Annotated in this window: 19 protein-coding genes; 9 read left to right on the top strand and 10 right to left on the bottom strand. The window is 68.2% G+C overall.

Features of this window, described 5'->3' with window-relative positions; all coding sequences use genetic code 11:
* The first annotated feature begins 576 nt into the window (after nucleotides 1-576).
* The gene (gene guaB, locus V5F48_RS04660; RefSeq protein ID WP_394040547.1) at nucleotides 577-2,109 is read left to right on the top strand and encodes an IMP dehydrogenase; all 1,533 of its coding nucleotides are present in this window, start codon (nucleotides 577-579) and stop codon (nucleotides 2,107-2,109) included.
* Nucleotides 2,110-2,297: 188 nt separating this feature from the next.
* Here the strand turns inward: guaB and V5F48_RS04655 are convergent, their stop codons facing one another.
* From V5F48_RS04655 to murA, 8 genes are all read right to left on the bottom strand, one after another.
* Nucleotides 2,298-2,750 (bottom strand): ion channel, encoded by a 453-nt coding sequence (locus V5F48_RS04655; protein ID WP_394040545.1) that lies wholly within the window; start codon nucleotides 2,748-2,750, stop codon nucleotides 2,298-2,300.
* 154 nt (nucleotides 2,751-2,904) lie between these two features.
* Nucleotides 2,905-3,258 carry a hypothetical protein gene (locus V5F48_RS04650; protein ID WP_394040543.1) on the bottom strand — a complete coding sequence of 118 codons (354 nt, stop codon included), beginning with the start codon at nucleotides 3,256-3,258 and terminating at the stop codon, nucleotides 2,905-2,907.
* Nucleotides 3,259-3,406: 148 nt separating this feature from the next.
* Nucleotides 3,407-4,918: an exopolyphosphatase gene (ppx, locus tag V5F48_RS04645; protein ID WP_394040724.1), complete on the bottom strand. Its 1,512-nt coding sequence runs from the start codon at nucleotides 4,916-4,918 to the stop codon at nucleotides 3,407-3,409.
* Nucleotides 4,919-4,925: 7 nt separating this feature from the next.
* Nucleotides 4,926-7,130 carry an RNA degradosome polyphosphate kinase gene (locus V5F48_RS04640; protein ID WP_394040541.1) on the bottom strand — a complete coding sequence of 735 codons (2,205 nt, stop codon included), beginning with the start codon at nucleotides 7,128-7,130 and terminating at the stop codon, nucleotides 4,926-4,928.
* Between the two features lie 74 nt (nucleotides 7,131-7,204).
* Nucleotides 7,205-7,939 (bottom strand): HdaA/DnaA family protein, encoded by a 735-nt coding sequence (locus V5F48_RS04635; RefSeq protein WP_394040539.1) that lies wholly within the window; start codon nucleotides 7,937-7,939, stop codon nucleotides 7,205-7,207.
* Nucleotides 7,940-7,941: 2 nt separating this feature from the next.
* Nucleotides 7,942-9,015: an AI-2E family transporter gene (locus tag V5F48_RS04630; protein ID WP_394040537.1), complete on the bottom strand. Its 1,074-nt coding sequence runs from the start codon at nucleotides 9,013-9,015 to the stop codon at nucleotides 7,942-7,944.
* Nucleotides 9,016-9,304: 289 nt separating this feature from the next.
* Entirely contained in the window at nucleotides 9,305-9,835 is a 531-nt protein-coding gene (locus tag V5F48_RS04625) for a CDP-alcohol phosphatidyltransferase family protein (protein ID WP_394040535.1), read from the bottom strand.
* Nucleotides 9,836-9,937: 102 nt separating this feature from the next.
* On the bottom strand, nucleotides 9,938-11,227 hold the full coding sequence (murA, locus tag V5F48_RS04620) for a UDP-N-acetylglucosamine 1-carboxyvinyltransferase (RefSeq protein WP_394040533.1): 1,290 nt from the start codon (nucleotides 11,225-11,227) through the stop codon (nucleotides 9,938-9,940).
* 724 nt (nucleotides 11,228-11,951) lie between these two features.
* Between murA and V5F48_RS04615 the strand changes: the two genes are divergently transcribed.
* The 6 genes from V5F48_RS04615 to V5F48_RS04590 all read left to right on the top strand — a co-directional run bounded on the left by V5F48_RS04615 (nucleotide 11,952) and on the right by V5F48_RS04590 (nucleotide 20,425).
* Nucleotides 11,952-12,188 (top strand): acyl carrier protein, encoded by a 237-nt coding sequence (locus V5F48_RS04615; RefSeq protein ID WP_012115109.1) that lies wholly within the window; start codon nucleotides 11,952-11,954, stop codon nucleotides 12,186-12,188.
* 109 nt (nucleotides 12,189-12,297) lie between these two features.
* A complete protein-coding gene (fabF, locus tag V5F48_RS04610; RefSeq protein ID WP_394040531.1) occupies nucleotides 12,298-13,560 on the top strand; it encodes a beta-ketoacyl-ACP synthase II in 1,263 nt (420 codons plus the stop codon).
* Between the two features lie 460 nt (nucleotides 13,561-14,020).
* Nucleotides 14,021-15,037, top strand: coding sequence for an endolytic transglycosylase MltG (gene mltG, locus V5F48_RS04605; protein WP_394040529.1), 1,017 nt, complete (start codon nucleotides 14,021-14,023; stop codon nucleotides 15,035-15,037).
* A 312-nt stretch (nucleotides 15,038-15,349) separates the two neighbouring features.
* The gene (locus V5F48_RS04600) at nucleotides 15,350-16,282 is read left to right on the top strand and encodes a YicC/YloC family endoribonuclease (RefSeq protein ID WP_394040527.1); all 933 of its coding nucleotides are present in this window, start codon (nucleotides 15,350-15,352) and stop codon (nucleotides 16,280-16,282) included.
* Between the two features lie 11 nt (nucleotides 16,283-16,293).
* Nucleotides 16,294-16,989 carry a guanylate kinase gene (gene gmk / locus V5F48_RS04595; protein ID WP_394040525.1) on the top strand — a complete coding sequence of 232 codons (696 nt, stop codon included), beginning with the start codon at nucleotides 16,294-16,296 and terminating at the stop codon, nucleotides 16,987-16,989.
* A 373-nt stretch (nucleotides 16,990-17,362) separates the two neighbouring features.
* Entirely contained in the window at nucleotides 17,363-20,425 is a 3,063-nt protein-coding gene (locus tag V5F48_RS04590) for a DNA translocase FtsK (RefSeq protein WP_394040523.1), read from the top strand.
* Nucleotides 20,426-20,567: 142 nt separating this feature from the next.
* Here V5F48_RS04590 and rnd read toward each other — a convergent pair whose 3' ends face one another.
* Nucleotides 20,568-21,716 carry a ribonuclease D gene (rnd, locus tag V5F48_RS04585; RefSeq protein WP_394040521.1) on the bottom strand — a complete coding sequence of 383 codons (1,149 nt, stop codon included), beginning with the start codon at nucleotides 21,714-21,716 and terminating at the stop codon, nucleotides 20,568-20,570.
* A 55-nt stretch (nucleotides 21,717-21,771) separates the two neighbouring features.
* On the bottom strand, nucleotides 21,772-24,105 hold the full coding sequence (locus V5F48_RS04580; protein WP_394040519.1) for a putative bifunctional diguanylate cyclase/phosphodiesterase: 2,334 nt from the start codon (nucleotides 24,103-24,105) through the stop codon (nucleotides 21,772-21,774).
* Between the two features lie 298 nt (nucleotides 24,106-24,403).
* Here V5F48_RS04580 and aspS point away from each other — a divergent pair, with 298 nt between their 5' ends.
* Nucleotides 24,404-26,176, top strand: coding sequence for an aspartate--tRNA ligase (gene aspS / locus V5F48_RS04575; RefSeq protein WP_394040517.1), 1,773 nt, complete (start codon nucleotides 24,404-24,406; stop codon nucleotides 26,174-26,176).
* A gap of 141 nt (nucleotides 26,177-26,317) precedes the next feature.
* Nucleotides 26,318-26,713, top strand: coding sequence for a DUF2059 domain-containing protein (locus tag V5F48_RS04570; RefSeq protein ID WP_394040515.1), 396 nt, complete (start codon nucleotides 26,318-26,320; stop codon nucleotides 26,711-26,713).
* Nucleotides 26,714-26,778: the final 65 nt, after the last annotated feature.

Below are 26,778 nucleotides of genomic sequence, written 5' to 3'. Positions count from 1 at the left end.
TTCGTCCTGCGCCATGGCGCGGTGGTTTTGACTTTGCGGCGACAGACGGCGCCCCGGTACCAGCCGGGGCGCCGTTCATGCACCATAGAGCATTTCCCCGTTTCACTGAATCGGGGAAATGCTCTAGGTTATTGAATTTACGCGTTTTCTTTACGCGAACCGGTATCCGCTTCGCTCGAAAACGCTCTAGGCTTCGATCTCGGCCGACGCCAAGCGGGTGTCGCGCCACACTTCGGGCGCTTCCGATTTGTGGATCTTGGTTTGTGGATCTTGGCTTGTGGATCTTGGCTTGTGGATCTTGGCTTGTGGATCTTGGACCACGCGCCGTGCCGGCCTGTGCCCATGGGCAATGCGTCAGGCTCATCGGCCGTTGGCATGGTTCCCCCGCCGCTCCGCGCATGGTTCCCCCACCGCTGCACGCATGGGAGCGTTGCAGCGAATGCCTCGCAACAGGTCTTCTATTCGTCGTCCACTCATGGTATCGGCCACTGCCAACTCGTAGCGGAGTGCGTGACTGCAACCCGTTCCGGCCCCGATCCAGCGGCCCGGCTTCCGCGCCGCCTTAAGGAGTTGGCCATGACCACCCCGATTTCGAACGTTCCCCCCTCCGCGGATCATGCCAACGGCCGCGCGCCGTTCCGCGAGGCGCTGACGTTCGACGACGTGCTGCTGACGCCCGGCCCCTCCGAGGTGATGCCGGGCGAGGTGGATGTCGCCACCCAGCTCACCAAGACCATCAGCCTCAACCTGCCCATCATCTCCGCGGCCATGGATACGGTCACCGAATCGCGCCTCGCCATCGCCATGGCGCAGGCGGGGGGCATCGGCGTCATCCACCGCAACCTCACGCCCGAGCTTCAGGCCGAGCACGTGCGGCAGGTGAAGAAATACGAATCGGGCATGGTGGTGAACCCGGTCACCATCCATCCCGACGAGACCCTTGCCCACGCCTTGACCCTCATGAAGCGCTATTCCATCTCCGGCATTCCGGTGGTGGAGCGCGGCACCGGCGCCATCGCCGGGCGGCTGGTCGGCATCCTCACCAATCGCGACGTGCGCTTTGCCCACAATCCCGAGCAGCGCGTGGCCGAGCTGATGACCAAGGACCGGCTCATCACCGTCCGCGAGGGGCAGGTGAACCAGGAGGAAGCCAAGAGCCTCCTGCACCAGTACCGCATCGAGAAGCTGCTGGTGGTGGACAACAACGAGCGCTGCGTCGGCCTCATCACCGTCAAGGACATCGAGAAGGCGGTGGCCTATCCCCACGCCGCCAAGGACGAGCAAGGCCGCCTGCGGGTCGCCGCCGCCACCACCGTTGGCCCCGACGGCTTCGAGCGCACCGAGCGCCTGATCGACGCCGGCGTGGACCTGGTGGTGGTGGACACCGCCCACGGCCATTCCCGCAAGGTGCTGGACCAGGTGGAGCGCATCAAGAAGCTCTCCAACCGCACCCAGATCCTTGCCGGCAACATCGCCACCGCCGAGGGCGCCCGGGCGCTCATCGACGCCGGGGCGGACGCGGTGAAGGTGGGCATCGGCCCCGGCTCCATCTGCACCACCCGCATCGTGGCGGGTGTCGGCGTGCCCCAGCTGACCGCGGTGATGGATGCGGTGGAAGCCGCCTACGCCACCGGCACGCCGGTGATCGCCGACGGCGGCATCAAATATTCCGGCGACCTTGCCAAGGCGCTGGCGGCCGGCGCCTCCGCCGCCATGGTGGGCTCGCTGCTCGCCGGCACCGACGAAAGCCCCGGCGAGGTGTTCCTCTATCAGGGTCGCTCCTACAAGTCGTATCGCGGCATGGGCTCGGTGGGCGCCATGGCCCGTGGCTCGGCGGACCGCTACTTCCAGGCGGAAGTGCGCGACACGCTCAAGCTGGTGCCGGAAGGCATCGAGGGGCAGGTGGGCTACAAGGGTCCGGTGAGCGCGGTGCTGCACCAGCTCGCCGGGGGCCTGCGGGCGGCCATGGGCTATGTGGGCGGCAGCACGCTGAAGGAGTTCCGCGAGAGGGCCCGGTTCGTGCGAATTTCGTCCGCCGGCCTGCGCGAGAGCCACGTGCATGACGTGACCATCACCCGCGAGAGCCCGAACTATCCCACCAGCGTGTGATGTCCGGTTCCGGCTGTTGCCGCGACCGGGCTTAGAGCGTTTTCGAGCGAAGTGGATATCGGTTCGCGTAAAGAAAACGCGTAAACTCAATAATCTAGAGCATTTCCCCGATTCAGTGAAACGGGGAAATGCTCTAGGGTCCGCTGCCGGTCAAAGACCGGCGGCGTTGGTATGGGCGGCGGCCCGGCTCAGGTGGAGCTGGACCCGCGCATGCGGGTGACGAACTCCACCAGGAAGGCGGTGGACCAGGCCACCATCATCGGGCCGATGAGGGATTCGAACCCGGCGATGGCGCGGAAGGACTTGGCGATGGATACGCCGTCCGCGCCCACCGTCGTGTAGGTGGAGATGGAATAATAGAGGGCATCGTGCGGGTTTGCGATGGCGCCGAGCGCGACGTAGGCCGCAGCCCAGATGCAGATCTCGAACAGGTGGGCGACGCTGAGGCTCAGCACGGTGGCGCTGATGATCACCGCTTCGAGGAACACGTGGTCCGAGTAGCTCTTGCCGCGGATGCGCCAACTGAGGCGCCGGCGGATGATCGCCAGCGCGATCGCGTGAGAGACCACCGTAAGCATGGCCAGCGCGACGCACACCACGAGCAACGCCAGATACTCGCCCGCTTCAATGTTCCCGTCCATGTCCCGTGCCGGCCCCCGTCAGCGTGGTATCGCGCGTCGAGGGAGCCTACCTGCTTCCGGCGTTGAGGAAAATCGCCGGTCAGCAGGTCAGCAGGTCAGCAGGTCAGCAGGTCAGCAGGTCAGCCGGTCAGCAGATCAGCCGGTCCCTTGGCCCTCAGGCGCCGTTGCGGGGCGTGCGGGTGGGAGACGCGGGAGACGCGGAAGACTTGGGCGGCGTCACGTCGATCATGCCGTTCTCGTCGGTCGCGCCTTCGGAATTGCCGAAGGGCTGACCGGTGCGCAGGTCGAACACCCGCACCGAGCCGAAGCGGGACGAAAAGCCGCCGCGGCGCATGCCCGGCGCCCGGCCGGTGACAAGGGCATAGACGCCCCCGCCGAGCACAAGGGCCGTGATCGCGATGCCCGCCACGATGATGAGGCCGCCCACAAGCGTGAACAGCGCAAGGCCCACGAGGCCCGCGACCACCAGGCCGGCAACTCCGCCAAACAGGTTCAGAAGCTGTTTCATGGCACCAGCGTGGAGGTGGATTGGGGCGGACTTGCGACCGCCCCGCGCCGCCGGCGTGATGCCGATCACAGATGGATCAGCGCCCGCCCGGCGTTACTCATTCCCGCTTCGCCGCACCCGGACGACAGCACGACGAAAGCGGGACCAATCAATCGCCCTGTTCGAGCAGCGGCTCGCGGCCGATGAGCCGGGCCAGCTGGCGCAGGCGGTTATAAACTCTGTCGTTCACCAGCGAGACCACCTTGCGCGGCACACCCAGCACCAGTTGGTCACCGCGCACCTGCAGCGGCATCTGCGGCAGGATGCCGGGCATGGCCGCCGAAAGCACGTAGGCGACCCGCATCGCGGCGCCGAGGATGCGGGCGCGGTCGAGCATGCCGGTGGTCAGCAGCTCCAGAATGCGGGTGTCGGTTTCGTCGGTGTTGAGGCCCATGTGCCGGAAATAAACCGAGAGGGCGACATAGGCGCGGCCAGGATGATCGATGCCGGCGAAGGCCGCATGGGCGATCATGTTCAGGCTCTGCTCGCCACGATAGTCGGGGTGCGCGCGCCAGCTCACGTCCGCCAGGAGGCAGGCGGCGCGACGCAGGCGCTTCTCGTCCTCCGCCTCCTCCAGCACCGGAGCCGAGGCGAAGAAGCCATCGGTCCAGGCCACCAACTCCTCCCCGTGGCGGGGCGAGCGGGAGCGCAGCACATTCATTTCGGCCGCCGCGATCAGGAGCGGGTCACGGACGCGCTCTTCCTCGGGCATCAGGGAATTCAGCAGGCCCTCGCGCACGCCCAGGGCGGAGATCACCACCTCGGAGGGCCGGCCCTGCCGCACGATGTTTTCCAGCACCAGCGCGCCATAGGCGAGCAGGGGCCGGCGCGCGTCGGAGACCACGTCGATATGGGCAAGGGCCTCGGCATCGGCCCGGTGCACGATGCGGGTGAAGTCCAGCGCCTCGCGGGCGGGAATCACATAGCCGTGCATCACATGGAGCGGATAGCCCTTGGTGTACATGTGCAGGCGCGCCAGCGCCCGCCAGGTGCCGCCCACCGCATAGAAGGTGCGGCCGGCGAGGGCGTTCAGAACCTCGGCCTCGGGGATGGTCTCGCGGACGATCTTCTCCGCCTTGCGCGGCGAGCGGGACGATCGGTCCTGCAAGGCGAGGCCGCCGAGGGGCAGGGTGACGCCGGTACCGACGACGCGGCCCTTCACGTCCACCAGCTCCAGCGAGCCGCCGCCGAGATCGCCCACGATGCCGTCCGGCGCATGGACGCCGGCCACCACGCCGGCGGCGGCGAGTTCCGCCTCCCGCTTGCCGGTGAGCAGCTCGATCTTCTGGCCGCAGATGGCTTCGCACTGGGCAATGAAGGCGGGACCGTTCTCCGCGTCGCGCGCGGCGGCGGTGGCGAGGGCATGGACCTCGCCCACCTCCATGGCGTCGCACAGGGCGCGGAAGCGCTTCAGCGCGGCCAGGGCGCGGTCCACCGCATCCTGCGGCAGGCGCCCGGTGGAGAGCACCTCGCGCCCCAGCCCGCACAGGGCCTTCTCGTTGAAGATGGGCGTGAGCGCGCGGCTCAACCCCTCATAGACCACGAGGCGGACCGAGTTGGAGCCGATATCGATGACCGCAACCGGCGCCCCGGTGAAAAGCCGGCCAGGCGCGCGGGTCAGTTCCTCGTCAGCGACGGACGAAGAGGCTACGCGGCGAAGAATCTTTGAGAGACTTTCCACGTCCGGACAAGCTCGGGTTGGTCATGAAATATTGATGGGCGTTGAACGGCTCTTCGCCCGGCGCGGGGACTATGCGTTCGGAGGAGCCGTCCGGCAAGACGTCCCAGCTCTGCTGGTTGTCGATAAGGTTCGCGACCATGATCTGGTCGAGCACCTGCTCGTGCACCGTGGGATTGGTGATGGGGCACAGGGTCTCGACCCGGCGGTCGAGGTTGCGCGGCATCAGGTCCGCGGAGGAGATGTAGACCACCGCGTTCGGGCTCGGCAGGCCGTGGCCGGCGCCGAAGCAATAGATGCGCGAGTGCTCCAGGAAGCGGCCGACGATGGACTTCACCCGGATATTCTCGGAGAGCCCCGGAATGCCGGGCCGCAGGCAGCAGATGCCACGGATGATGCAGTCCACCTGCACGCCGGCGGCGCTCGCCTCGTACAGCGCGTCGATGATCTCCGGATCCACCAGCGAGTTGCACTTCAGCCAGATGGCGGCCGGGCGGCCGGCCTTGGCATATTCGATCTCGTCGGCGATGTGCTTCAGCAGCCGAGGCTTGAGGGCGGTGGGCGACACCGCCATGGCGTCCAGCTCGCCGGGGGTGGCATAGCCGGTGATGAAGTTGAAGATGCGGGCCACGTCCTGGGCGATCACCGGATCGGCGGTGAAGAAGCTGAGGTCCGTATAGATGCGCGCGGTAATGGGATGATAGTTGCCGGTGCCCACATGCACGTAGGTGGCAAGTGAGGCGCCCTCGCGCCGTACCGCCATGGACAGCTTGCCGTGGGTCTTCAGCTCGATGAAGCCGAACACCACCTGCACGCCGGCGCGTTCCAGGTCGCGCGCCCAGCGGATGTTGGCTTCCTCGTCGAAGCGGGCCTTCAGCTCCACCAGAGCGGTTACCGACTTGCCGGCTTCCGCCGCCTCGGCCAGCGCCTTCACGATGGGGCTGTCGGAGGAGGTGCGGTAGAGGGTCTGCTTGATGGCGACGACGTTGGGGTCGCGGGCGGCCTGGCGGAGAAACTGAACCACCACGTCAAAGGATTCATAAGGGTGGTGAACCAGTATGTCCTTCTCGCGAATAGCCAGAAAGCAGTCTCCGGCGTGCTCGCGGATGCGTTCGGGAAATCGGGCGTTGTAGGCCTGGAACTTCAGGTCCGGCCGGTCCACCGACACCAGCTGCGAGAATTCGTTGAGGGCGAGCACGCCGCCTACCACGAAGATCTCGTCGTCGTTCACGCCCAGCTCGCGGGCGACAAAGTTGCGCAGTTCGGCCGGCATGGCGGCGTCGGCCTCCATGCGGATCACCTCGCCGTAGCGGCGCTGCTTCAGCGCGGTCTCGAACAGGCGGACGAGGTCCTCCGCCTCCTCCTCGATTTCAAGATCGCTGTCGCGGACCACCCGGAACACCCCCTGTCCCTTCACCGCATAGCCGGGGAAGAGGCGGGAGATGAACAGGCCGATCATCTGCTCAAGGGTGATGAAGCGCAGCGCGCCGGTGCCGAAATCCGGCAGGCGGATGAAGCGTTCCACCTTGGCGGGGATGCGGATGAGCGCGTTCATGCCGCGCCCGTCCGACTGCCGCACCAGCTGGAGCGCGAGGGAAAAGCCGAGGTTGGGAATGAACGGGAAGGGGTGCGCCGGATCGATGGCCAGCGGGGTCAGCACCGGGAAGACGTGGTTGAGGAAGTGCCGGTCCAGCACCACCAGATCGTCGGCGGTCACCTCCGCGCCGTCCACCAGCACGATGCCGACGTTGGCGAGGTCGCGCCGCAGCTCCAGCCAGCGGCCCTGCTGGTCGGAGATGAGCTGGGCCGCGCTGGCGAGGATGGTGGTCAGCTGCTCGGACGGGGTGAGGCCATCGGGGCTGCGTGTCTGCACACCCTCGCGCACCTGCTCCTTCAGGCCCGCCACGCGGACCATGAAGAATTCGTCGAGGTTGTTGGCGGAGATGGAGAGGAAGCGCAGCTGCTCCAGCAGGGGATGGTTGCGGTTTTCCGCCTCCTCCAGCACGCGCCGGTTGAAGTGCAGCCAGGAAATCTCGCGGTTGATGAAGCGCTGCGGCGATTGGGCCAGCGCCTCGGTCGCGTTTTCCAAGATTTCCAGGTTCACGTCCGAGTTCACGTCCATATTTTCGTCCGCGAGCGCTGCAGCCTCGTTCATACCCATGCTCGGTCCCCCGCGTTTCGGCCGGACCATGGCCGCGTTAGATGACTACTCTATGACGCCCGGCGGTATCAGTCCTTTTCCCCTTGGACATCGGGGACAGGCGGGTCTTCGCCCAGCTCTTCGCCCAGGTCCTTCAGTACCTGCGCCGCGAGCGCGCGCGTCACCGGGCGCCGGGCGGCGAGGGCCGCTGTATCCAGTGCGTCGACGATCCGCTTGGCGCCCGCCACAGTGCGTTGCATGCGCATGAGAAGGTATTGGACGGTGGCTTCGTCCACCGAAAGCTGGCGGTCCGCGAACAGTTTCACCAGTACCGCCGCCAGCAGGGCGTCGTCCGCGGGCGTAATCTCGAACACCGGCACCGCGCGCAGCCGCGAGGCGAGGTCGGCGGTGGCGAGGCTGTAGGTGGCGGGCGGCATGCGCGCCGTCATCAGCAGGTAGGCCTGCTGCTCGCCGGCGAGGTTGAGCAGGTGGAATAGGGCGGCCTCGCTGAAGGTGCCGGCCTCCAGATCTTCCAGCACCAGCGCGCCGGTCGCAAGGGCGTCGGGCACGCCGTCGCGGGTGAGGGCGCGCGCCTCCAGCGTCCGCGCACCGGAGCGCTCGGCGAAGATGGCCGCCAGGTGGCTCTTGCCCGCCCCCTCCGGCCCCACGATGCAGACGACGCGGGCCGGCCACTCGGGAAAGGCATCGATCAGGGCAAGGGCCGCCGAGTTGCCCGGCGCGGCGAGGAAATCCTCGCGCCGCAGCGCCGGGTAAGCCGGCAGGTCAAGGGGAAGCTGGCGCGGACGTCCGTCGCGCTCCGCCATGCTCAGGGTGTCTCCGACGGGGGCAAGGCATCTTCGGCGGTGCCCTGGTAAAGTTCGGACTGCAGGTAGCGATTGATGGCGAAGCGCACGAGCACGCCGGTCACCGCGGTGAGCGGAACGGCGAGCAGCAGGCCCACGAAGCCGAAGAGGTAGCCGAAGGCGAACAGCGCGAACATGAGCCAGACCGGATGCACCCCGATGCTGTCGCCCACGAGCTTGGGCGAGAGCACGTAGCCCTCGATGGTCTGGCCGATGACGAAGATGGCGAGGATGATCCCGATCATGCCCCAGTCGGGAAAGAACTGGACGATGGCGACGCCGATGGCCAGCACGAAGCCGGTGAGCGAGCCCACATAGGGAATGAAGGTGATGACGCCGGACACGATGCCGATGAGCAGGCCGAAATTCAGCCCCGCCATGGTCAGCGCCACCGCATAGAAGGTGCCGAGCAGCAGGCACACCGTGGCCTGCCCGCGCACGAAGCCGGCCACCGCCATGTCCATGGCGCAGGCAAGGCTGCGCACTTCCGTGCGGTGGGGCAGCGGCACCAGCCGGTCCACGAAGGCGACCATATTGTTCCAGTCGCACAGGATGTAGAAGACGACCACGGGCGTCACCACCATCAGCGCGAACAGGGCGATCAGCGCCTGCCCTCCGGACCAAACGGAGGAGAGCAGGCCCACCAGGTGGCTGACCCCCTGGGTCATGAGATCGGAGATGGAGCGCTGCATGTCCGGCAGGCGATCGCCGACGATGCCGCTCAGCCACTCGCGGTTTTCTTCGGTCAAAAGCCCCTGCAGCCGCGCCACGTAGGCCGGCAGGCGCTGGATGAACTCGAACATCTGCGAGGAGAGCAGCGGCAGGGCGAGCAGGAAGAACAGCATCACCAGGAGCAGCATGATCCCCACCACCACCAGGGCGGAGAGGGTGCGGGCGACGCCGATGCGCTCCAGTCGCGCGACCACGGGATTGAGGAAATAGGCGAGCACGATGCCGGCAACGAACGGCAGCAGGATGCCGCTCAGCAGCCACAGGGAGATGGCAGTGAGGATGAGGGCCGTGACCCAGAAGCGCATCTGGAACCGGACCGGAATCGCGGCTTCCGCCGGCGCCAGATCCTTCAGGTCGGGTGGGCGACGCGCTGGCGTCGGGCGGCCTGGTGCCGGATGGTCTGGCGCGGGAGGTTCCGGCGCGGGAGGTTCCGGCGCGGGAGGTTCCGGCATTCCGGGCGCGCGAAGGCCGCCACCGTGCGCCGGGCCGGCGGCGGTGGTGCGGGGGTCGCGTTCGCCGATCAGCTCACGGTCCATCAGCTCGCCGTTCGTGAGCACACCATTCGTTGGATCGCCATTGGTTGGTCCGCCTGCGTCAGCTCGCAACGTGGCGCGTCCATTCGGCGAGATAGGCAGCGGCGGAAAGGCCCGTCAAGAGCCCGACCATCACAAGCCCCACCTGAAACAGCCCCGGCAGGTCCAGACCGAAGCCGGATGCGGCCAGCACGAAGGCGGCAAACACGATCTGGACCGCCGTATTCACCTTGGAGACGAGCAGCGGGCTGATGGCCACCGGCTGGGCCATGACGAGGGACAGCACCACCGCCCCGATGATCATCACGTCGCGTGACACCACGGCGATGGCCACCCAGCGCGGGATCAGGCCGCACACCGCCAGCGCCACATAGATGGAGATCAGCAGGGCCTTGTCGGCCACCGGGTCGAGATAGGAGCCAAGCTCGGTCTGCATGTGGAAGCGCTTGGCGATGAAGCCGTCGAGCGCGTCGGAGATGCCGGCCGCCAGGAACAGCCAGAAGGCCAGCGCGAACTCGCCGGAGGCGATCGACCAGACCACGGCCGGCACCAGCAGGATGCGTATGAGGGTGATGATGTTCGGCAGGCTCACCACGGCCTCCGCGCCGCCTTGGGGACGCGCGGTCGCCTGGATCGCAGGCTGGCCGGATATCGCGTTCCCTGTCTTCAGGTTAAGGGCGATCCACGCTGAGGGTCAGCTGCTGATGCGCTCGATCTGCGCCCCGCAGCGCGACAGCTTTTCCTCCAGCTTCTCGAAGCCGCGGTCGAGGTGATAGACGCGCTGCACCATGGTTTCGCCCTCCGCCGCAAGGCCGGCGATGACGAGGGAGACCGAGGCGCGAAGGTCGGTGGCCATCACCGGCGCGCCGGTCAGCCGCTCCACCCCCTCCACCACGGCGGTGTCGCCCTCCAGGTGGATGCGGGCGCCGAGACGGGCCAGCTCCTGCACGTGCATGAAGCGATTCTCGAAAATGGTCTCGGTGATGCGGGAATTGCCCTTGGCCTTGGTCATGAGCGCCATGAACTGGGCTTGCAGGTCGGTGGGGAAGCCGGGGTAGGGCGCGGTGGTCACATCCACCGGGAGGATGCCGGCGCCGTTGCGACGCACCCGGATGCCCTCGTTGGTGGCGTCGATCTCGGCGCCGGCCTGGCGCAGGGCGTCCAGCGCGCTTTCCAGAAGGTCGGGCCGGGCGCCGGCGAGCATCACGTCGCCGCCGGTCATGGCAGTGGCCATGGCATAGGTGCCGGTCTCGATGCGGTCCGGCAGCACGGCGTGGCGGGCGGCCTTCAGGCGGGCTACTCCCTCCACATGGATGGTGGAGCTGCCGGCGCCGGAGATGCGGGCGCCCATCTTGATGAGGCAGTCGGCGAGATCCACCACCTCCGGCTCGCGGGCGGCATTCTCGATGATGCTGTCGCCGCGGGCGAGGGCGGCGGCCATGAGGGCGGTATGGGTGGCACCCACGGACACCTTGGGGAACACGATGCGCGCGCCCTTGAGCCCGTTGGGCGCCTTGGCCACCACATAGCCGGCGTCGATCTCGATCTCGGCGCCGAGGGCGCGCAGGGCGTCGAGATGGAAATCCACCGGACGGGTGCCGATGGCGCAGCCGCCGGGCAGCGAGACCTTGGCCACGCCGATGCGGGCCAGAAGCGGCCCCAGCACCCAGAAAGAAGCGCGCATGCGCGAGACCAGATCGTAGGGCGCGGTGGTGTCCACGATCACCCGTGCGTCGATCTCCAGCGTCTGGCCGGCGTAGGGATCGTCGCCGTTGCGCTTGCCGTTGGTGGTGATGTCCACGCCGTGATTGCCGAGAATGCGCTGGAGCAGCGCCACGTCCGCGAGGCGCGGCACGTTCTCGAGAATCAGCTTCTCCTCGGTCAGCAGGCTGGCGATCATCAGCGGCAGGGCGGCGTTCTTCGCACCGGAGATGGGAATGGTGCCCTTCAGCTCGTTTCCGCCGACGATGCGAATCTTGTCCATGCGTTACCTGTGCCTCCTACCGGCTGGCCCCCCCAAGCCGGCCGACCGCGCATTTAAGAGAAAAGCTCTAGCCCGGCTCGCCCTCCGGCACAATCTTGGCGGCACCCGCCTCCGGCGTCGTGCTACCGCCGCGCGCAAGCTTTTCACCGCTATTCATGTGGTTCGGGGGCGCTTCGGCGGCCGATGGGGCGCCCCGGCCTTCCGCGGCGTCCTGGCCTTCCGCGGCGCCGGCGGGGGGGTGTCCCTCCGGTTCTCCCGCTGCGCCGGCAGCGGTGTCGCTTTCGGCATCACCTGTGCGGCGCGCGCGGGATTGGGCCTTGCGCCGCGACAGGTTCGCGCGCAGGGCGGCGGCGAGGCGTTCCGATCGGTCGCTGGTCCCGGGCATGGAAAGTGAGTAGCCGGCACACACGCGTCGCGCAAGAACGGGCATCGCCGCAGGTCGGTCATCACCTTCCGCCATCGCCTGGCCGGCCGTTGCCGAGCTTGGCTGGCCTTGCTGCGGGGAGTGTGCTAACGAGCCGCATTGCTGGGCCGGGAAAGGGCGCCTTGAAAAGGCTCTTCTCATCCGCGCGCGGCGGTGGGGGCTGTCCGGCGCAATCCATGTGCCGCTCGCAAGGTACGTTCCTTGCGGCGGAGGGGGCTGGGCACGGCGGAAAAAAGGCATTATGCCCTCCACCAGCCGCCGAACGGCAACGGGATTATCCGAACAACGAGGGTTGCATCTATGAGTGACATCGCCGAGCGGGTGAAGAAGATTGTCGCGGAGCATCTGGGGGTGGAACCCGAGAAGGTCACGGAGAGCGCCTCCTTCATCGACGATCTCGGCGCCGACAGCCTCGACACCGTGGAACTCGTGATGGCCTTCGAGGAGGCTTTCAACTGCGAGATCCCGGACGATGCCGCCGAGACCATTTTGACCGTGGGTGACGCGATCAAGTTCCTGGAAAAGAACGCGGCTTGATCCTCACGCCTGTTCATTCGACGGTCGCGCGGCGCTGGGCGCCCGCGGCCGTTGTCGCACCGGGTCGCGCGCCATCTGCGCCATCGGCCCGCCTGCCGGAGTTTTTCCCATGAGACGTGTTGTCGTCACCGGCCTCGGCATGGTGACGCCGCTCGGCTGCGGCGTCGAGCCGACCTGGCGGCGGCTCATCGCTGGCGAGAGCGGCGTGAAGGCGGTCAGCCATTTCGAAGTGGCGGACCTTGCGTGCAAGATTGCCGCCAATGTTCCGCGCGGCGATGGTTCCGACGGCACCTACAATCCCGACCAGTGGATGGAGCCGAAAGAGCAGCGCAAGGTGGACGAGTTTATCGTCTACGCCATGGCTGCGGCCACCCAGGCGCTGAATGATGCCGGATGGCATCCCTCGTCCTACGAGGACCAGATCAACACCGGCGTGCTCATCGGCTCGGGCATCGGCGGCATCGAGGGCATCGCCGAATCGTCCCTGCTGCTCAAGGAGCGCGGGCCGCGGCGGATTTCGCCCTTCTTCATTCCCGGCCGTCTCATCAACCTGGCCGGCGGCTACGTCTCCATCACCCACGGGCTGAAGGGTCCGAACCACGCGGTGGTCACGGCCTGCTCCACCGGCGCCCATGCCATCGGCGATGCCGGACGGCTCATCGCGCTGGGGGATGCCGACGTGATGGTGGCCGGCGGCACCGAATCGACGGTCAACCGCCTGGCGCTGGCCGGCTTTGCCGCCTGCAAGGCGCTCTGCACCGCCTTCAACGACGATCCCACCCGCGCCTCGCGCCCCTATGACCGGGACCGGGACGGCTTCGTCATGGGCGAGGGTGCCGGCGTGGTGGTGCTGGAGGAACTCGAGCACGCCAAGGCCCGCGGCGCGCACATCTATGCGGAGCTGGTGGGCTACGGCCTGACCGGTGACGCCTTCCACATCACCGCCCCTTCGCCGGATGGCGACGGCGCCTTCCGCTGCATGTCGGCGGCGCTGAAGCGGGCCGGTCTGGCGCCGGGCGACATCGACTATATCAACGCCCACGGCACCTCCACCATGGCCGACGAGATCGAGCTGAAGGCGGTGGAACGGCTGCTCGGCAATGCCGCGGCGACGACCTCCATGTCGTCCACCAAATCGTCCATCGGCCACCTGCTGGGGGCCGCGGGCGCGGTGGAGGCGATCTTCTCCGTCCTCGCCATCCGCGACCAGATCGCCCCGGCGACGCTCAATCTCGACAATCCGTCGGTGGAGACCCCCATCGATCTGGTGCCGCTCAAGGCGAAGCCGCGCAAGATCGACGTGGTGCTTTCCAATTCGTTCGGATTCGGCGGCACCAACGCGTCCCTCATCTTCCGCCGCTACGACGCCTGATTGCGCGCTGGCCGGTGCATCGCCCCGGCCGGCGCCCGCCTGAAGTGGTCCCATCGGCGGGCGGCGGGGCGCAGCCCGGCCGACGTACCGGAAGATGCCGGGCCATATGCCGCCGTTGCGCCCGAATGTGCCTTTAGCAAGCCTCCCATGCGGCGGCGTTCCGGCCTGAACGTTCGACCACGCACCTTCGCCGACGACAGGGAGCCCTTGGATGGCCGAATCCAACGACGGATCACCAGAGGCCGGAGCACCGGACGTCGCGGTGCCCGCCGGCTCGCCCGTGCCCCCGGCCGGAAGTCCTCGCGCGAACACCGCCCTCTCCGCGGGTTCCGCAACGCCCCGGCCCGCCGCACCCGCAGCGCCCAAACCCGCGCCGAAGGCATCCGCGCGATCCGGCCGTAGCGCACGGCAGGCCAAGCCGCCGCGCCCCTCGCGCAGCGCGCGTCATCCGGCGGTGACCGTGCTCAGCGGCCTCTTCACCTTCCTGCTGTTCCTCGCCGTGGGCGGCGGGCTCGGAGCCTGGTACGCCGAGCGCGCCTTCTATGCCCCGGGACCGCTCGCCACCGAGAAGGTGGTGAACATCCCGCGTGGGTCGGGCGTGCGCGACATGGGGGATATCCTTGAGCGCGAGGGCGTGATCAGCAACGCCCTGCTGTTCCTGGCCGGCCAGCGGCTGGCCCGGCCCGACGCCAGCTTCAAGGCCGGCGAATTCGTGTTCAAGCCCGGCCAGTCGCTGGCGAGCGTCATCGATACGCTGGCGTCCGGCAAGATGGTAGTGCACCAAGTTACCATTCCCGAGGGCCTCACCAGCCAGCAGGTGGTCAAGCGCCTGATGGACAACGAATTGCTCACCGGCACCCCGGCGGTGCCGGCCGAGGGCACATTGCTGCCCGAGACGTTCCAGATTACCCGCGGGCAGAGCCGCGAGGAGGTGCTGAAGAAGATGGCCGATGAGCAGCGCAAGCTGCTGGCCACCCTCTGGGCCAAGCGTGCGCCCGATATCCCGGTCAAGAGCCCGCAGGAGCTGGTGATCCTCGCCTCCATCGTGGAGAAGGAAACCGGCCTTGCGGCGGAACGGCCCAAGGTGGCCGCGGTGTTCATCAACCGGCTGAACAAGAAGATGCGGCTCCAGTCGGATCCGACCATCATCTACGGTATCGTCGGCGGGCGCGGCGCGCTGGGGCGGCCCATCAGCCGCACCGACATCACCACCGCGACGGCTTATAATACCTACGCCATCGACGGCCTGCCGCCCGGCCCCATCAGCAATCCGGGGCGCGACGCGCTGGCGGCGGTGGCCAACCCGCCCAAGACGAAGGACCTGTTCTTCGTCGCGGACGGCACCGGCGGCCACGCCTTCGCCGAGACGCTGGCCGACCACAACAAGAATGTGGCCCGGTGGCGCGCCATCGAGCAGGGCGGTGCTCCGGCTGCGGCCGCGCCGGCTCCCGCCGCAGCGCCGAACGCGGGCAACTAGGTCATTGAGTTTACGCGTTTTCTTTACGCGAACCGGTATCCCCTTCGCTCGAAAATGCGCTAGAGCACGCGCCGATCCGATTGCATCGCACTCCGGCCGGATAGGCGTTTTCCTGGTTGGAGTCTGGAGCGGGCTTAGAGGCTCGGGGGTTCGGATCACTTCGCCCGGATCACTTCGCCGGGATTACATTGACCGATCACATCGCTTCGGGCCTCAGGTTATTGTGTTATGCGGTTTCAGGATGCAGAACCGGTGCCCGCGTCCGCCGCAGACGTTTTGAACCCGGAGCGCGGCGTCGCCGCAGGATTGACCATGAAGCGTGCCGCCGTCACCACCAACCGCGTTCCGGCTTCGGCCCGGGCCCCCCTCGCCAGCATGACCGGCTTTGCCCGCGTCGCCGGCTCCCACGGGCCGTGGCGGTTCGGCTGGGAAGTGCGCGCGGTCAACGGCAAGGGGCTGGACCTGCGGCTGCGCCTGCCGCCGGGCTTCGAGGTGCTGGAGGCGGACGTGCGCACCCGCACCGGCCAGGTGCTGACCCGCGGCTCGGTCTCCGCCAGTCTCGCCGCCACCCGCGAGGGGGAGACCGGCACCGTTCGGGTCAACCAGGGGGCGCTGGAAGCGCTTTACCGGTCGGTGTCCGAAAGCGCCCGCCGCCTTGGCGCACCGGCGCCGACCCTCGACGCCCTTCTGGCGGTCAAGGGTCTGGTGGAGATCGCCGAGGCCGATGAGGGCGAGGAGGAGCGCCGCGCGCTCATGTCCGCCATGCTCTCCGCCTTCGACCGGGCCCTCGCCGAACTCGGCACCATGCGTGCCCGCGAGGGCGAGGCGCTCAACGCCATCCTCTCCGAACGGCTCGATGCCATCGCCACACTGCTGGTGCGCGCCGAGCGCCTGCCGGAGCGCGGCGTCGAGGCCATCAAGGCCCGCATCGCCGAGCAGGTGCGCGTGCTGATGGAAGCCGCCACCCTCGATCCCGACCGCCTGCACCAGGAGGCGGTGCTTGCCGTCACCAAGGCGGATGTGCGCGAGGAACTGGACCGACTCGGCGCCCATATCGCCGCCGCGCGCGACCTGCTGCACACCGGCGGCCCGGCCGGGCGGCGGCTGGATTTCCTTGCGCAGGAGTTCAACCGCGAGGCGAACACCCTGTGCTCCAAGTCCAATTCCGTGGCGCTGACGCAGATCGGGCTTGACCTCAAGCTGCTGGTGGATCAGTTCCGCGAGCAGATCCAGAACCTCGAGTGAAGCCTGAGCCCATGCCGCAATCCGCCGCCTCCTCCGTGTCGTCGCACTTCGCGCTGCCGGGCTGGAAACCGGGCGCGGGCGTTCTGGCGCGGCGCGGGCTGATGCTGGTGCTGTCCTCGCCTTCGGGGGCGGGCAAGACCACGCTGTCGCGCAAGCTGCTGGCGAGCGACGATCGAATCACCATGTCCGTGTCCATCACCACGCGACCGCCCCGGCCGGGCGAGGTGGACGGCAAGGACTATTATTTCGTGGACGTGCCCACCTTTCACCGCATGCGCGACGAGGGGGAGCTTCTGGAGCACGCCGTGGTGTTCGACAATCTCTACGGCACGCCGCGCCCGGCCGTGGAGGTGGCCCTCTCCGCCGGGCGGGATGTGCTGTTCGACATCGACTGGCAGGGCACCCAGCAATTGGGCGAGACCGCGCAGCAGGACCTGGTGAAGGTCTTCCTGCTTCCGCCCACCGCCGCCGACCTGGAACAGCGCCTGCGTTCCCGCGCGCAGGATTCGGAGGAGGTGGTGCACCAGCGCATGGCCAAGGCCTCCGACGAGATCAGCCATTACACCGAATACGACTACATCATCATCAATCACGAGGTGGACGACAGCCTCGTCAAGCTCACCGCCATCCTGCAGGCGGAACGGCTGAAGCGGCGGCGCCTGACCGGCCTGTCCAGCTTTGTGAAGGGCCTGCGCGACGCCCTGTGACCGGGCGCCGCGCGCCATGCGCGGGCCATCCCCGATCTGCCGCCGCGGCTGAGCCGACACCCGCACAATCTGGATCGTTGAACGGCCCCGCACCCGGCCGGCCAGGGGCGTAGGCGGCGCGGGGGCTTCGTGCCTGCCCGGCTGCCGCACGGCCACTGCGCCATCCATAGGCGGTGGTAATAAAAAACCACATATCAGGGGGTGCAAACCTCCCCTTAACGCGGGGGCTCTAAGCCTTGGGGAACGGCGCCGGTGCTGCGGGCTACGGATCAGCATGTCTTCTTTCAACCGTCCTCCCAGACCCTTTGAGTTTCCTTCCTATGATGAGGAGGCGGACTATGCGCCGCCGTCTGCCTATGCGGGAGGCCGCCGGGTGACGCCCTCCCTTGGCGCCTTCGCGCCGGAGTATCATCCCCCGGCCGAGACGCCGGCTGCCCCGCTCACGCACAGCTGGATCGACCTGGAGCTGATTCCCAGCTGGCTCAGGCCCTTCACCCTCGATGCCAACACCCGCTTCACCCGCACGCCGGATCACTTCCTGCGTCCGCGCGAGGCGGAGGCCCTGTGCGAGCCGTCGGCCCTGCCCGGCATTGAGGGCCACGTCCTGTTACTGAGCGAATCGCAGACGGCTCCCGTGCCGGAGATTTCGAGCCGCAACTGGCGCTTTGTGCTCGATCCGGCCGATGATGCGGTGGCCGCACCGGAGGCGGCGGTGATTGCAGCGCCCCTCGATCCACCTGCGGCCGTGGTGGCCGAACCCGCGGTCGAGGCTCCCGACGAAGCCGCGGTCGTCGCGCCCGCCCCCTTCGAGGCCGAACAGCCCATGGACGCGGGGACGCCCATCGCCGCCGATGACGCCGTGAGCTGGACTTGGGACGGCGACCCGGCGGCGTCCGCGGAGGCGAGCGCGGCACCAACGCTCCACGCAGAGCCGGAATGCCTGCCGGTGCAAGACAGCACGGCGGTGCAAGAGACGATCGCGGTGCAAGAGACGCTCGAAGTGCAAGAGACGCTCGCCGGTTCCGCGGCGATCGAAGTCCCATTTGAGCATCGGAACGCACCGCCCGACGCCTCGGGGGACGTAGCGGAGACCGGGATCGCCCAATCGCACGAAGACCTGCAGTCGGATTTGCACCAGGATCTGCCGCCGTATTTCGAGGCGCTGTCGCGCCTTCTGGTCCTCGGCCGCGCTGCTGTGCCCCCCGCCCATGCTGACGAGCAGGATCTCGCGCCGTCCGAGGGTGCAGCGCCTGCCGAAGCGCAGGATGCTGCCGACGACGTTGCGGTGATCGTCGGCCACATGGCCGGGGCCGAGGCGGACGCCGATTCGCACGCCGAAGATGCCCTTGCGACAGATGTCGCGGCCGAGGACGAGGTGGAAGGCGAGGCGGAAGACGAGGCGGAAGGCGAGGATCTTGCGGTCGACGGCGATGCCTCTGATGGAGAGGTCGCCGTCGATGACGACGCGCTGATGCTTGTCTCAGACGATGACGCGTTTGAAGAGGACGACGAGGAGCAGGTCGGAATCTACGCCTCCGACGAGGACGAGGACGAGGACTCCGACGAGGACCTGGGCGACGGCGAGGACGAGCAGGACGAGGACCTGCTCCTGGCCGATGACGCTGAGGAAGCTGAACAAGCTGAAGACGCCGAGGAGGTCGACGCCAGCCACCTCGATGAACCCCTCGCGGCGTCTGCTCTCGCCGCCCTGCCGATCGTGACGGAGCCAGGCCCCTCGCTCTGGCGGCCTTACCAGCAGAGCATCACCGCCCACTTCCTGGGCGCGGTGGCGCCGCTGAGCTTTGCGCCGGCGGCCGCATTGCCCGCGGCCATCGCCGCGGAACCGTCGCCGGGCCGTCCCGCCCCCGTTCCCGCCAGCCTGGTCCCCGTCGCGCTCGGGGTGGTCGGGGATACCAGCCCGTATGACCTGCCGCCCCTCGACCTGCTGCGCGAGCCGCCGGTGGTGGAGCCGGACTATGAGATGTCCGAGGAGTTTCTCGACCAGTCCTCCACCACACTCCAGCAGGTGCTGCGCGATTTCGGCGTGCGCGGCGAGGTCATCGACGCCAATCCCGGCCCGGTGGTCACCCTCTACGAGTTCGAGCCGGCGCCGGGGGTGAAGTCCTCCCGCGTCATCGGCCTGTCGCCGGACATCGCCCGCTCCATGAGCGCGGTGTCGGCCCGCGTGGCGGTGGTGGAGGGGCGCAACGTCATCGGCATCGAGCTGCCCAACCGGCGGCGCGAGACCGTGTGGCTGCGCGAGCTGTTGTCCAGCCACGAATTCGTGGAGACCCACCCCAAGCTCGGCCTGTGTCTCGGCAAGACCATCGGCGGCGTGCCGGTGATCGCCGACCTTGCCCGCATGCCCCACCTGCTGGTGGCCGGCACCACCGGATCGGGCAAGTCGGTGGCCATCAACACCATGATCCTGAGCCTGCTCTACCGGCACACGCCGGAGGCCTGCCGGCTCATCATGATCGACCCCAAGATGCTGGAATTGTCCGTCTACGAGGGCATCCCCCACCTGCTCACCCCCGTCGTCACCGACCCCAAGAAGGCGATCATCGCCCTCAAATGGGCGGTGAAGGAGATGGAGGAGCGCTACAAGAAGATGAGCCGCCTCGCCGTTCGCAACATCGACGGCTTCAACGCCCGCGTGAAGGAGGCGGCGGAGAAGGGCGAGGTCATCACCCGCAGCGTGCAGGTGGGCTTCGACAAGGAGACCGGGGAAAGCCTGTTCGAGGAACAGGAGATGGACCTCACGCCCTTGCCCTACATCGTCGTCATCGTCGACGAGATGGCCGACCTTATGATGGTGGCCGGCAAGGAGATCGAGGGCGCCATCCAGCGGCTCGCCCAGATGGCGCGGGCCGCCGGCATCCATCTGGTGATGGCGACGCAGCGGCCCTCGGTGGACGTGATCACCGGCACCATCAAGGCCAATTTCCCCACCCGCATCTCGTTCCAGGTGACGAGCAAGATCGACAGCCGCACCATCCTCGGCGAAATGGGCGCGGAGACGTTGCTGGGGCAGGGCGACATGCTGTTCATGGCGGGCGGCGGGCGCATCACCCGCGTCCACGGGCCGTTCGTGTCCGACGGCGAGGTGGAGAAGGTGGTGGCCTTCCTCAAGGCCCAGGGCGGTCCGGACTATCTGGACGCGGTGATTCTGGACGAGGATGCGGAGGTGGACGACGAGGACGACGCGGTGTTCGACCGCTCCAGCCTCGGCGAGGCGGGGGGCGATCTCTACGATCAGGCGGTGTCCATCGTCATGCGCGACCGCAAGGCGTCCACCTCCTACATCCAGCGGCGGCTTCAGGTGGGCTACAACAAGGCCGCAAGCCTCATGGAGCGCATGGAGACCGAGGGCATCGTCGGCCCGGCCAACCATGCCGGCAAGCGCGAGATCCTGACCTTCTCACGCTCCGGGTGACGGAAGGCCGGGTGACTTAGGGCGCCAAGTTTTAAAGGATGCGCCCCCACCCCAACCCTCCCCCGCAAGCGGGAGAGGGGGATGACGGCGGACTCTTTAAGACCCAGACGGCCCTGGCCCCGGGTGAGGGGAGGGGCAGGCCCTATTTCTCCACCGCGATGACGCGGCCGTGATCCACCGCCAGCGCCAGCCGGCCGGCCTTGAGCGCCAGCGCGCGCTCGCCGAACAGTTCGCGGCGCCAGCCCTTCAGCGCCTGCACGTCCGCTTCGTCGCTCACCGCGATGCGCTCCAGGTCCTCGGTGGTGGCGATCACCTTGGCGGCCACGGCATTTTGCTCCGCCGTCATGCGCAGCAGCACCTTCAGCAGTTCCACCGTGGCGCTGGCGCCGTTGGGCAGCGGCTTGTCGCGTTCGATGCGGGGCAGGCCCTTGGGATCGCGGGCGACGCCGCGCCGCACCGCCTCCAGCACCGCCTCGCCGTAGCGCGAGCGCTCGAAGCCCTTGGGCAGGGAGCGCAGCTCGGCCAGCTTCTCGGGCGTCTGCGGCTGCTGCACCGCGATCTCGCCGATCACCTCGTCCTTGATCACGCGGCCGCGGGGCAGGTCGCGGGTCTGCGCCTCGCGCTCGCGCCAGGCGGCCACCTCCACCAGCACGGCCAGCTCGCGCGGCTTGCGCACGCGGGACTTCAGCCGTTCCCAGGCGCTGTCCGGGTGCTGCTCGTAGGTGGCGGGGGAGGTGAGGACGTGCATTTCCTCCCCAACCCACTCGGCCCGGCCGCGCGCCTCCAGGTCGGTGGTCAGCTTGATGTAGATGTCGCGCAGATGGGTGACATCGGCCACGGCATAGACGATCTGCGCCTGGCTCAGCGGCCGGCGCGACCAGTCGGTGAAGCGCGACGATTTGTCGAGGGCGTGGCCCGTCACGCGCTGCACCAGCTGGTCATAGGAGATGCTGTCGCCGTAACCCAGCACCATCGCGGCCACCTGGGTGTCAAACACCGGGTGCGGAATGAGTCGGGCCTGGTGCCAGATGATCTCGATGTCCTGCCGGCCGGCGTGGAACACCTTCATGATCCGCTCATTGGCCATGAGTCGGTAGAAGGGGGCGAGATCGAGCCCGTCGGCGAGCGCGTCGATGAGCACGGCTTCTTCCGGCGAGGCGACCTGCACCACGCAGAGCTTCGGCCAGAACGTAGTTTCCCTTAGGAATTCCGTATCGACGGTGACGAAAGGGTGGCGGGCGAGGCGTTCGCAGGCCGCTGCCAGCGCCTCGGTCGAGGAGATCGGGTCCATCCGCAGACCATACCTATGCCGGGCCGTCCGGAAAAGGGAATGTGGCGCGATTTTGTCAGGCGGCGGTGGATCGGGCCAGGGCGAGGGCCGCCTCCGCCGTGGTCGGGCGGCCCAGGAAAAACCCCTGGAGATGGGTGCAGCCTTCTTCTGTCAGGATCCGCCGCTGGGCCTCGGTTTCTATGCCCTCGGCCGTGCAGCGCAGGGACAGGGTGCGCGCGAGGCCGACGATGGCCCGCACGATGGCCAGGCTCTGGGGGCATCGTTCCACCTCGTCCACGAAGGAGCGGTCCACCTTGATGCGGCCGATGTTGAGGGTCCGCAGGTAGGCGAGGGAGGAGTAACCGGTGCCGAAATCGTCGAGGGCGACGGTGATTCCCTCGGCGGCGAGCTGCTCCAGCGTGCCCCGCACCGTGGGGCCCTCCTTGAGCAGGGTTGATTCGGTGATCTCCAGTTCGAGGCGCTGCGACGCCAGGCCCGACTGCTCCAGGGCGGCGCGCACCTGCTGGTGGGTCTGGGCGCCGCGGAACTGGAGCGGCGAGAGGTTCACCGACACGAACAGGTGCTGCGGCCATTCCGCCGCTGCGTGGCAGGCTTCCCTCAGCACCCAGGCGCCCAGCGGCAGGATGAGGCCGGTCTCCTCCGCCACGGGGATGAAGGCCGCCGGCGGCACCAGTCCGCGTTCGGGATGCGGCCAGCGCGCGAGCGCCTCGAACCCGGCGAGACGGCCGCTGGCGGCCTCGTAGATCGGCTGATAGGCGAGGGTGAAGCGGCGCTCCCGCCACGCGGCGTGCAGGTCTGCCTCCAGCGTGCGGCGGGCGCGGGCGCTCGCTTCCATCTCCTCGGCGAAGGCCCGCGCGACGCCGCGCCCGTCGCCCTTGGCGCGATAGAGCGCGAGGTCGGCATTGTGCAGCAGCTGGGCCGCCCTGGTCCCGTTCGCCGGGGACAGGGCCAGGCCGATGCTGCATCCCCCCGTGACCCGGTGATGGCCGATGACGAGCGGCGCGCGAAGGATATCGATGACGCCCTGGGCGAATGTCAGGGCCTCCTGCTCGCTCGTGGTGCCGAGGCGCAGGATGCCGAACTCGTCCCCGCCGAGCCGGGCGGCGGTGTCTCCCGGAGCCAGGTGGCTGCTGATGCGCCGGGCGAACTCGGCCAGCAGCAGGTCGCCGGCGTCGTGGCCGAGGGTGTCGTTCACGGCCTTGAAGTCGTCGAGATCAACGCAGTGCAGGGCGAAGGCCGGCGGGGAGAAGGCCGGCAGCGAGAAGGCCGGCGGGGCATCGGGCGTCGTGAGCAGGGCTTCGAGGCGTTCGGTGAAGGCGAGCCGGTTGGCAAGGCCGGTCAGCGGGTCCACGCGTGCCATGGCGTGCTCGGCTGCGGCAAAGGCGCGCTCTCCCTTGATCAGGCGTGCGACGCCGTAGGTGATGAGGGCGATAGCGCAGCACAACAGCCCCGAGGCGAGGATGAGCGGCATGGCGCGCTGCCACAGCACGCCTTCGATGGTGGACCGGCTGTCGCTCACCACGATGGCCAGCGGAAGGCGTGGCAGCGGCTGGAGGGCGGCGATGCGCCGCTGCTCGTCGAGGGTGTCGGCGGGCAGGAGACCGTCCGAGGCTGCGGCAAAGACGGCGCTGATGGTGCGCGCCCGCAGCGTCGGGTCGCGGTCGGAGAGGCCGGCGCTCCCGGGATGCCGCGCGAGCAGCGCCCCGTCGGTGCGCACCAAAGCGATCATGCCGCTGTGGCCGAGCTGGATGGCACCGTAGAAGCGCTCCAGGTAGGACTGCTCCAGCGCGCCCTGCACCAGGCCAAGGAAGCGGCCGTCGCGGGTGGTGAAACGGGTGGAGAGGGGGATGGCGATGCGGCCGGTCCTGGGGCTGGCCGCCGGCTCCCCGATGAACACGTCCGGCCCATGCGGGGCGGAGAGCACGCGGAAGGCGTCGCGATCGGAAATGTTGACGTCCGGGATCGGCCAGGTCCGGGAGGCGTTCACAAGCCGCCCGGCGTCGTCGACGATGGAGAACCAGTCCACCTGCGGCAACGCGGACATTCGCGCCCGCAGCAGGAGGTGGACGGCGTGCGTGCCCATGATCGCGTGGAGCTGGGCACGGCTTTCGACCGCCTGTTCGCTCATATGGCCGATCAGGTCGTCCTGGACGAACTCCAGGCCCTGGAACACCCGCGCGGTCTGCTCCGCCAGGGTCAGGGCAAGGTTGGCCAGCTCGCGGCGGCGGTCGTCGATGCCGTCCCGCCGCGCCGTCCGGACGAATGAGGCGGTCGCGGCGACGATGCACAGGATCAGCAGCGTGGCGATGATTGCCGGCGGCACCGGTTTGCGCCGGCTCAGCCGCCCCGCCTTGTCCGGCGTTGGTTCCCCTCCCCGTGGCGTGTTCATGCTGGCTTTGCCCCCGCTCGCCACGTGCTGCACCGCAGCATTAACGCACGATCGCAGCGTTTTTCAACATGGCCCGAAACCTGCCGAAACGGACAGGATGCTTGACAAGGGGCGGGGCGCATGCACCTTCGCCCCGCCTCAGACGCGGACTTTCGTGCCGTGGCGCGCGGAGACGCCGCGCCCGGGACGGAGGGGGCCTCAGGCGTCCGGCGCGCGCCCATCCGGCTGCGCGCGGGACGTGTGGACACCGGACCCACGGGTCCCCGCGCCTCTCTGTTCAGCCTTGAAAGGGCGACCCATGCACCGTTACCGCTCCCATACGTGCGGCGCGCTTTCGACCGCCCAGGTGGGTGATATCGTGCGCCTCTCCGGCTGGTGCCACCGCATCCGCGACCACGGCGGCGTGCTCTTCATCGACCTGCGCGACCATTATGGCCTGACCCAGGTGGTGGTGGACCCCGACAGCGCCGCCTTCAAGGACGCCGAGAAGGTGCGCGCCGAATGGGTGATCCGCATCGACGGCAAGGTGCGCCTGCGCCCCGAGGGCACGCAGAACGCCGACCTCGCCACCGGCGCCGTGGAGGTCTACGCCGCCGAGCTGGAAGTGCTGGGTCCTTCGGCCGAGCTGCCGTTGCCCGTGTTCGGCGATGTGGAGTATCCCGAGGAAACGCGCCTGCGCTACCGCTTCCTCGACCTGCGCCGGGAAAAGCTCCACCGCAACATCATGACGCGGGGCGCCATCATCGATGCCATGCGCGCGCGCATGAAGGGGCAGGGCTTCTTCGAGTTCCAGACCCCCATCCTCACCGCCTCCTCGCCGGAGGGCGCGCGCGACTTCCTGGTGCCGAGCCGCCTGCATCCGGGCAAGTTCTATGCGCTGCCCCAGGCGCCGCAGCAGTACAAGCAGCTGATCATGATGAGCGGCTTCGACCGCTACTTCCAGATCGCCCCCTGCTTCCGCGACGAGGACCCCCGCGCCGACCGCCTGCCCGGCGAGTTCTACCAGCTCGACCTGGAGATGAGCTTCGTCGAGCAGGAGGACATCTTCGCGGCGGTGGAGCCGGTGATCACCGGCGTGTTCGAGCAGTTCGCCGAGGGCAAGCCGGTGACCCAGAAGTGGCCGCGCATCCCCTATGCGGAGTCGCTGCGCAAGTACGGCACCGACAAGCCGGACCTGCGCAACCCGCTGGTGATGCAGAATGTGTCGGACCACTTCCGCGGCTCGGGCTTCAAGGTGTTCGCCCGCATGCTGGAGGTGGAGAAGAACGAGGTGTGGGCCATTCCCGCCCCCGGCGGCGGCTCGCGCGCCTTCTGCGACCGCATGAATAGCTGGGCGCAGGGCGAGGGCCAGCCGGGCCTCGGCTACATCATGTGGCGCGAAGGCGGTGAAGGCGCCGGCCCGCTCGCCAACAACATCGGTCCCGAGCGCACCGAGGCCATCCGCGTCCAGCTCGGCCTCAAGGCCGGCGATGCCGCCTTCTTCGTCGCCGGCGATCCGGACAAGTTCGTGAAGTTCGCCGGCCTGGCCCGCACCCGCGTGGGCGAGGAGCTGAACCTCATCGACAAGGACCGCTTCGAGCTGGCCTGGATCGTCGATTTCCCCTTCTACGAATATTCGGAGGAGGAGAAGAAGATCGACTTCTCCCACAATCCCTTCTCCATGCCCCAGGGCGGCCTGGACGCGCTGAACACGCAGGACCCGCTGGCCATCAAGGCGTTCCAGTACGACATCGCCTGCAACGGCTACGAGATTGCCTCCGGCGGCATCCGCAACCATCGCCCCGAGGCCATGGTGAAGGCGTTCGAGATCGCCGGCTATGACGCGCAGACGGTGGAGGAGCGCTTCGGCGGCATGTACCGCGCGTTCCAGTATGGCGCGCCGCCCCATGGCGGCATGGCGGCGGGCGTGGATCGCATCGTGATGCTGCTGTGCGGGGTCACCAACCTGCGCGAAATCTCGCTCTTCCCCATGAACCAGCAGGCCATCGACCTGCTCATGGGCGCCCCTGCGGAAGCCGCCCCCAAGCAGTTGCGCGAGCTTCACATCCGCCCTGCACCACAGGCGAAATAGGTATAGCGTCGCCCGCGGGGATGCAGGACCGGGCGCACGCGACGCATCGGCCGTTCCCGGGGAGGAACGCCGATGCGGTGCGTGTTGTCTCAGCCGTTGGTGTCTCGGCTCGTGGTGTCTTGGCTTGTAGTCGCGGCCCTTATGTCTCCGGTCGCGGCCGTGGCGGATGATGGGGCCGCCGCGCTGGCGCGCCAGGCGGTGAACCTTGCGGTCGCGCCCGGCATGGAAAGCCGGATCGACCGCATGATCGCCCAGGCGGTGGAGAAGCAGCCGGCCGACGCTCAGGCGCAGGCCCGCGCCGATCTTCTGAAGGCGTCCGCCGGCATCCGCGAGGACCTCATGGCCACCTTCGCGGCCTATTATGCGAAGGCGTTCACGCCTGCGGAACTGAAAGACCTCGTGGCCTTCTACCAGAGCCCGCTCGGCCTCAAGATGGTGCGGGTGGAGGAGCAGAAGCCGGCGGAAGTGAATGCCGCCATCCAGCAGCAGATCATGAAGCTGGTGGTGCTGCTCAATACGCCGCCGGGCGGGAAATGAGCCGCCCGTCCATCCCGCGCCGCAGGTGATGGGCGCCTCCCTCTCCCGCTTGCGGGGGAGGGCCG

It is taken from the genome of Xanthobacter autotrophicus ATCC 700552 (assembly GCF_043194565.1).
GTDB lineage: Bacteria > Pseudomonadota > Alphaproteobacteria > Rhizobiales > Xanthobacteraceae > Xanthobacter > Xanthobacter autotrophicus_F.
This window is presented reverse-complemented; position numbering and strand designations above follow the sequence as displayed.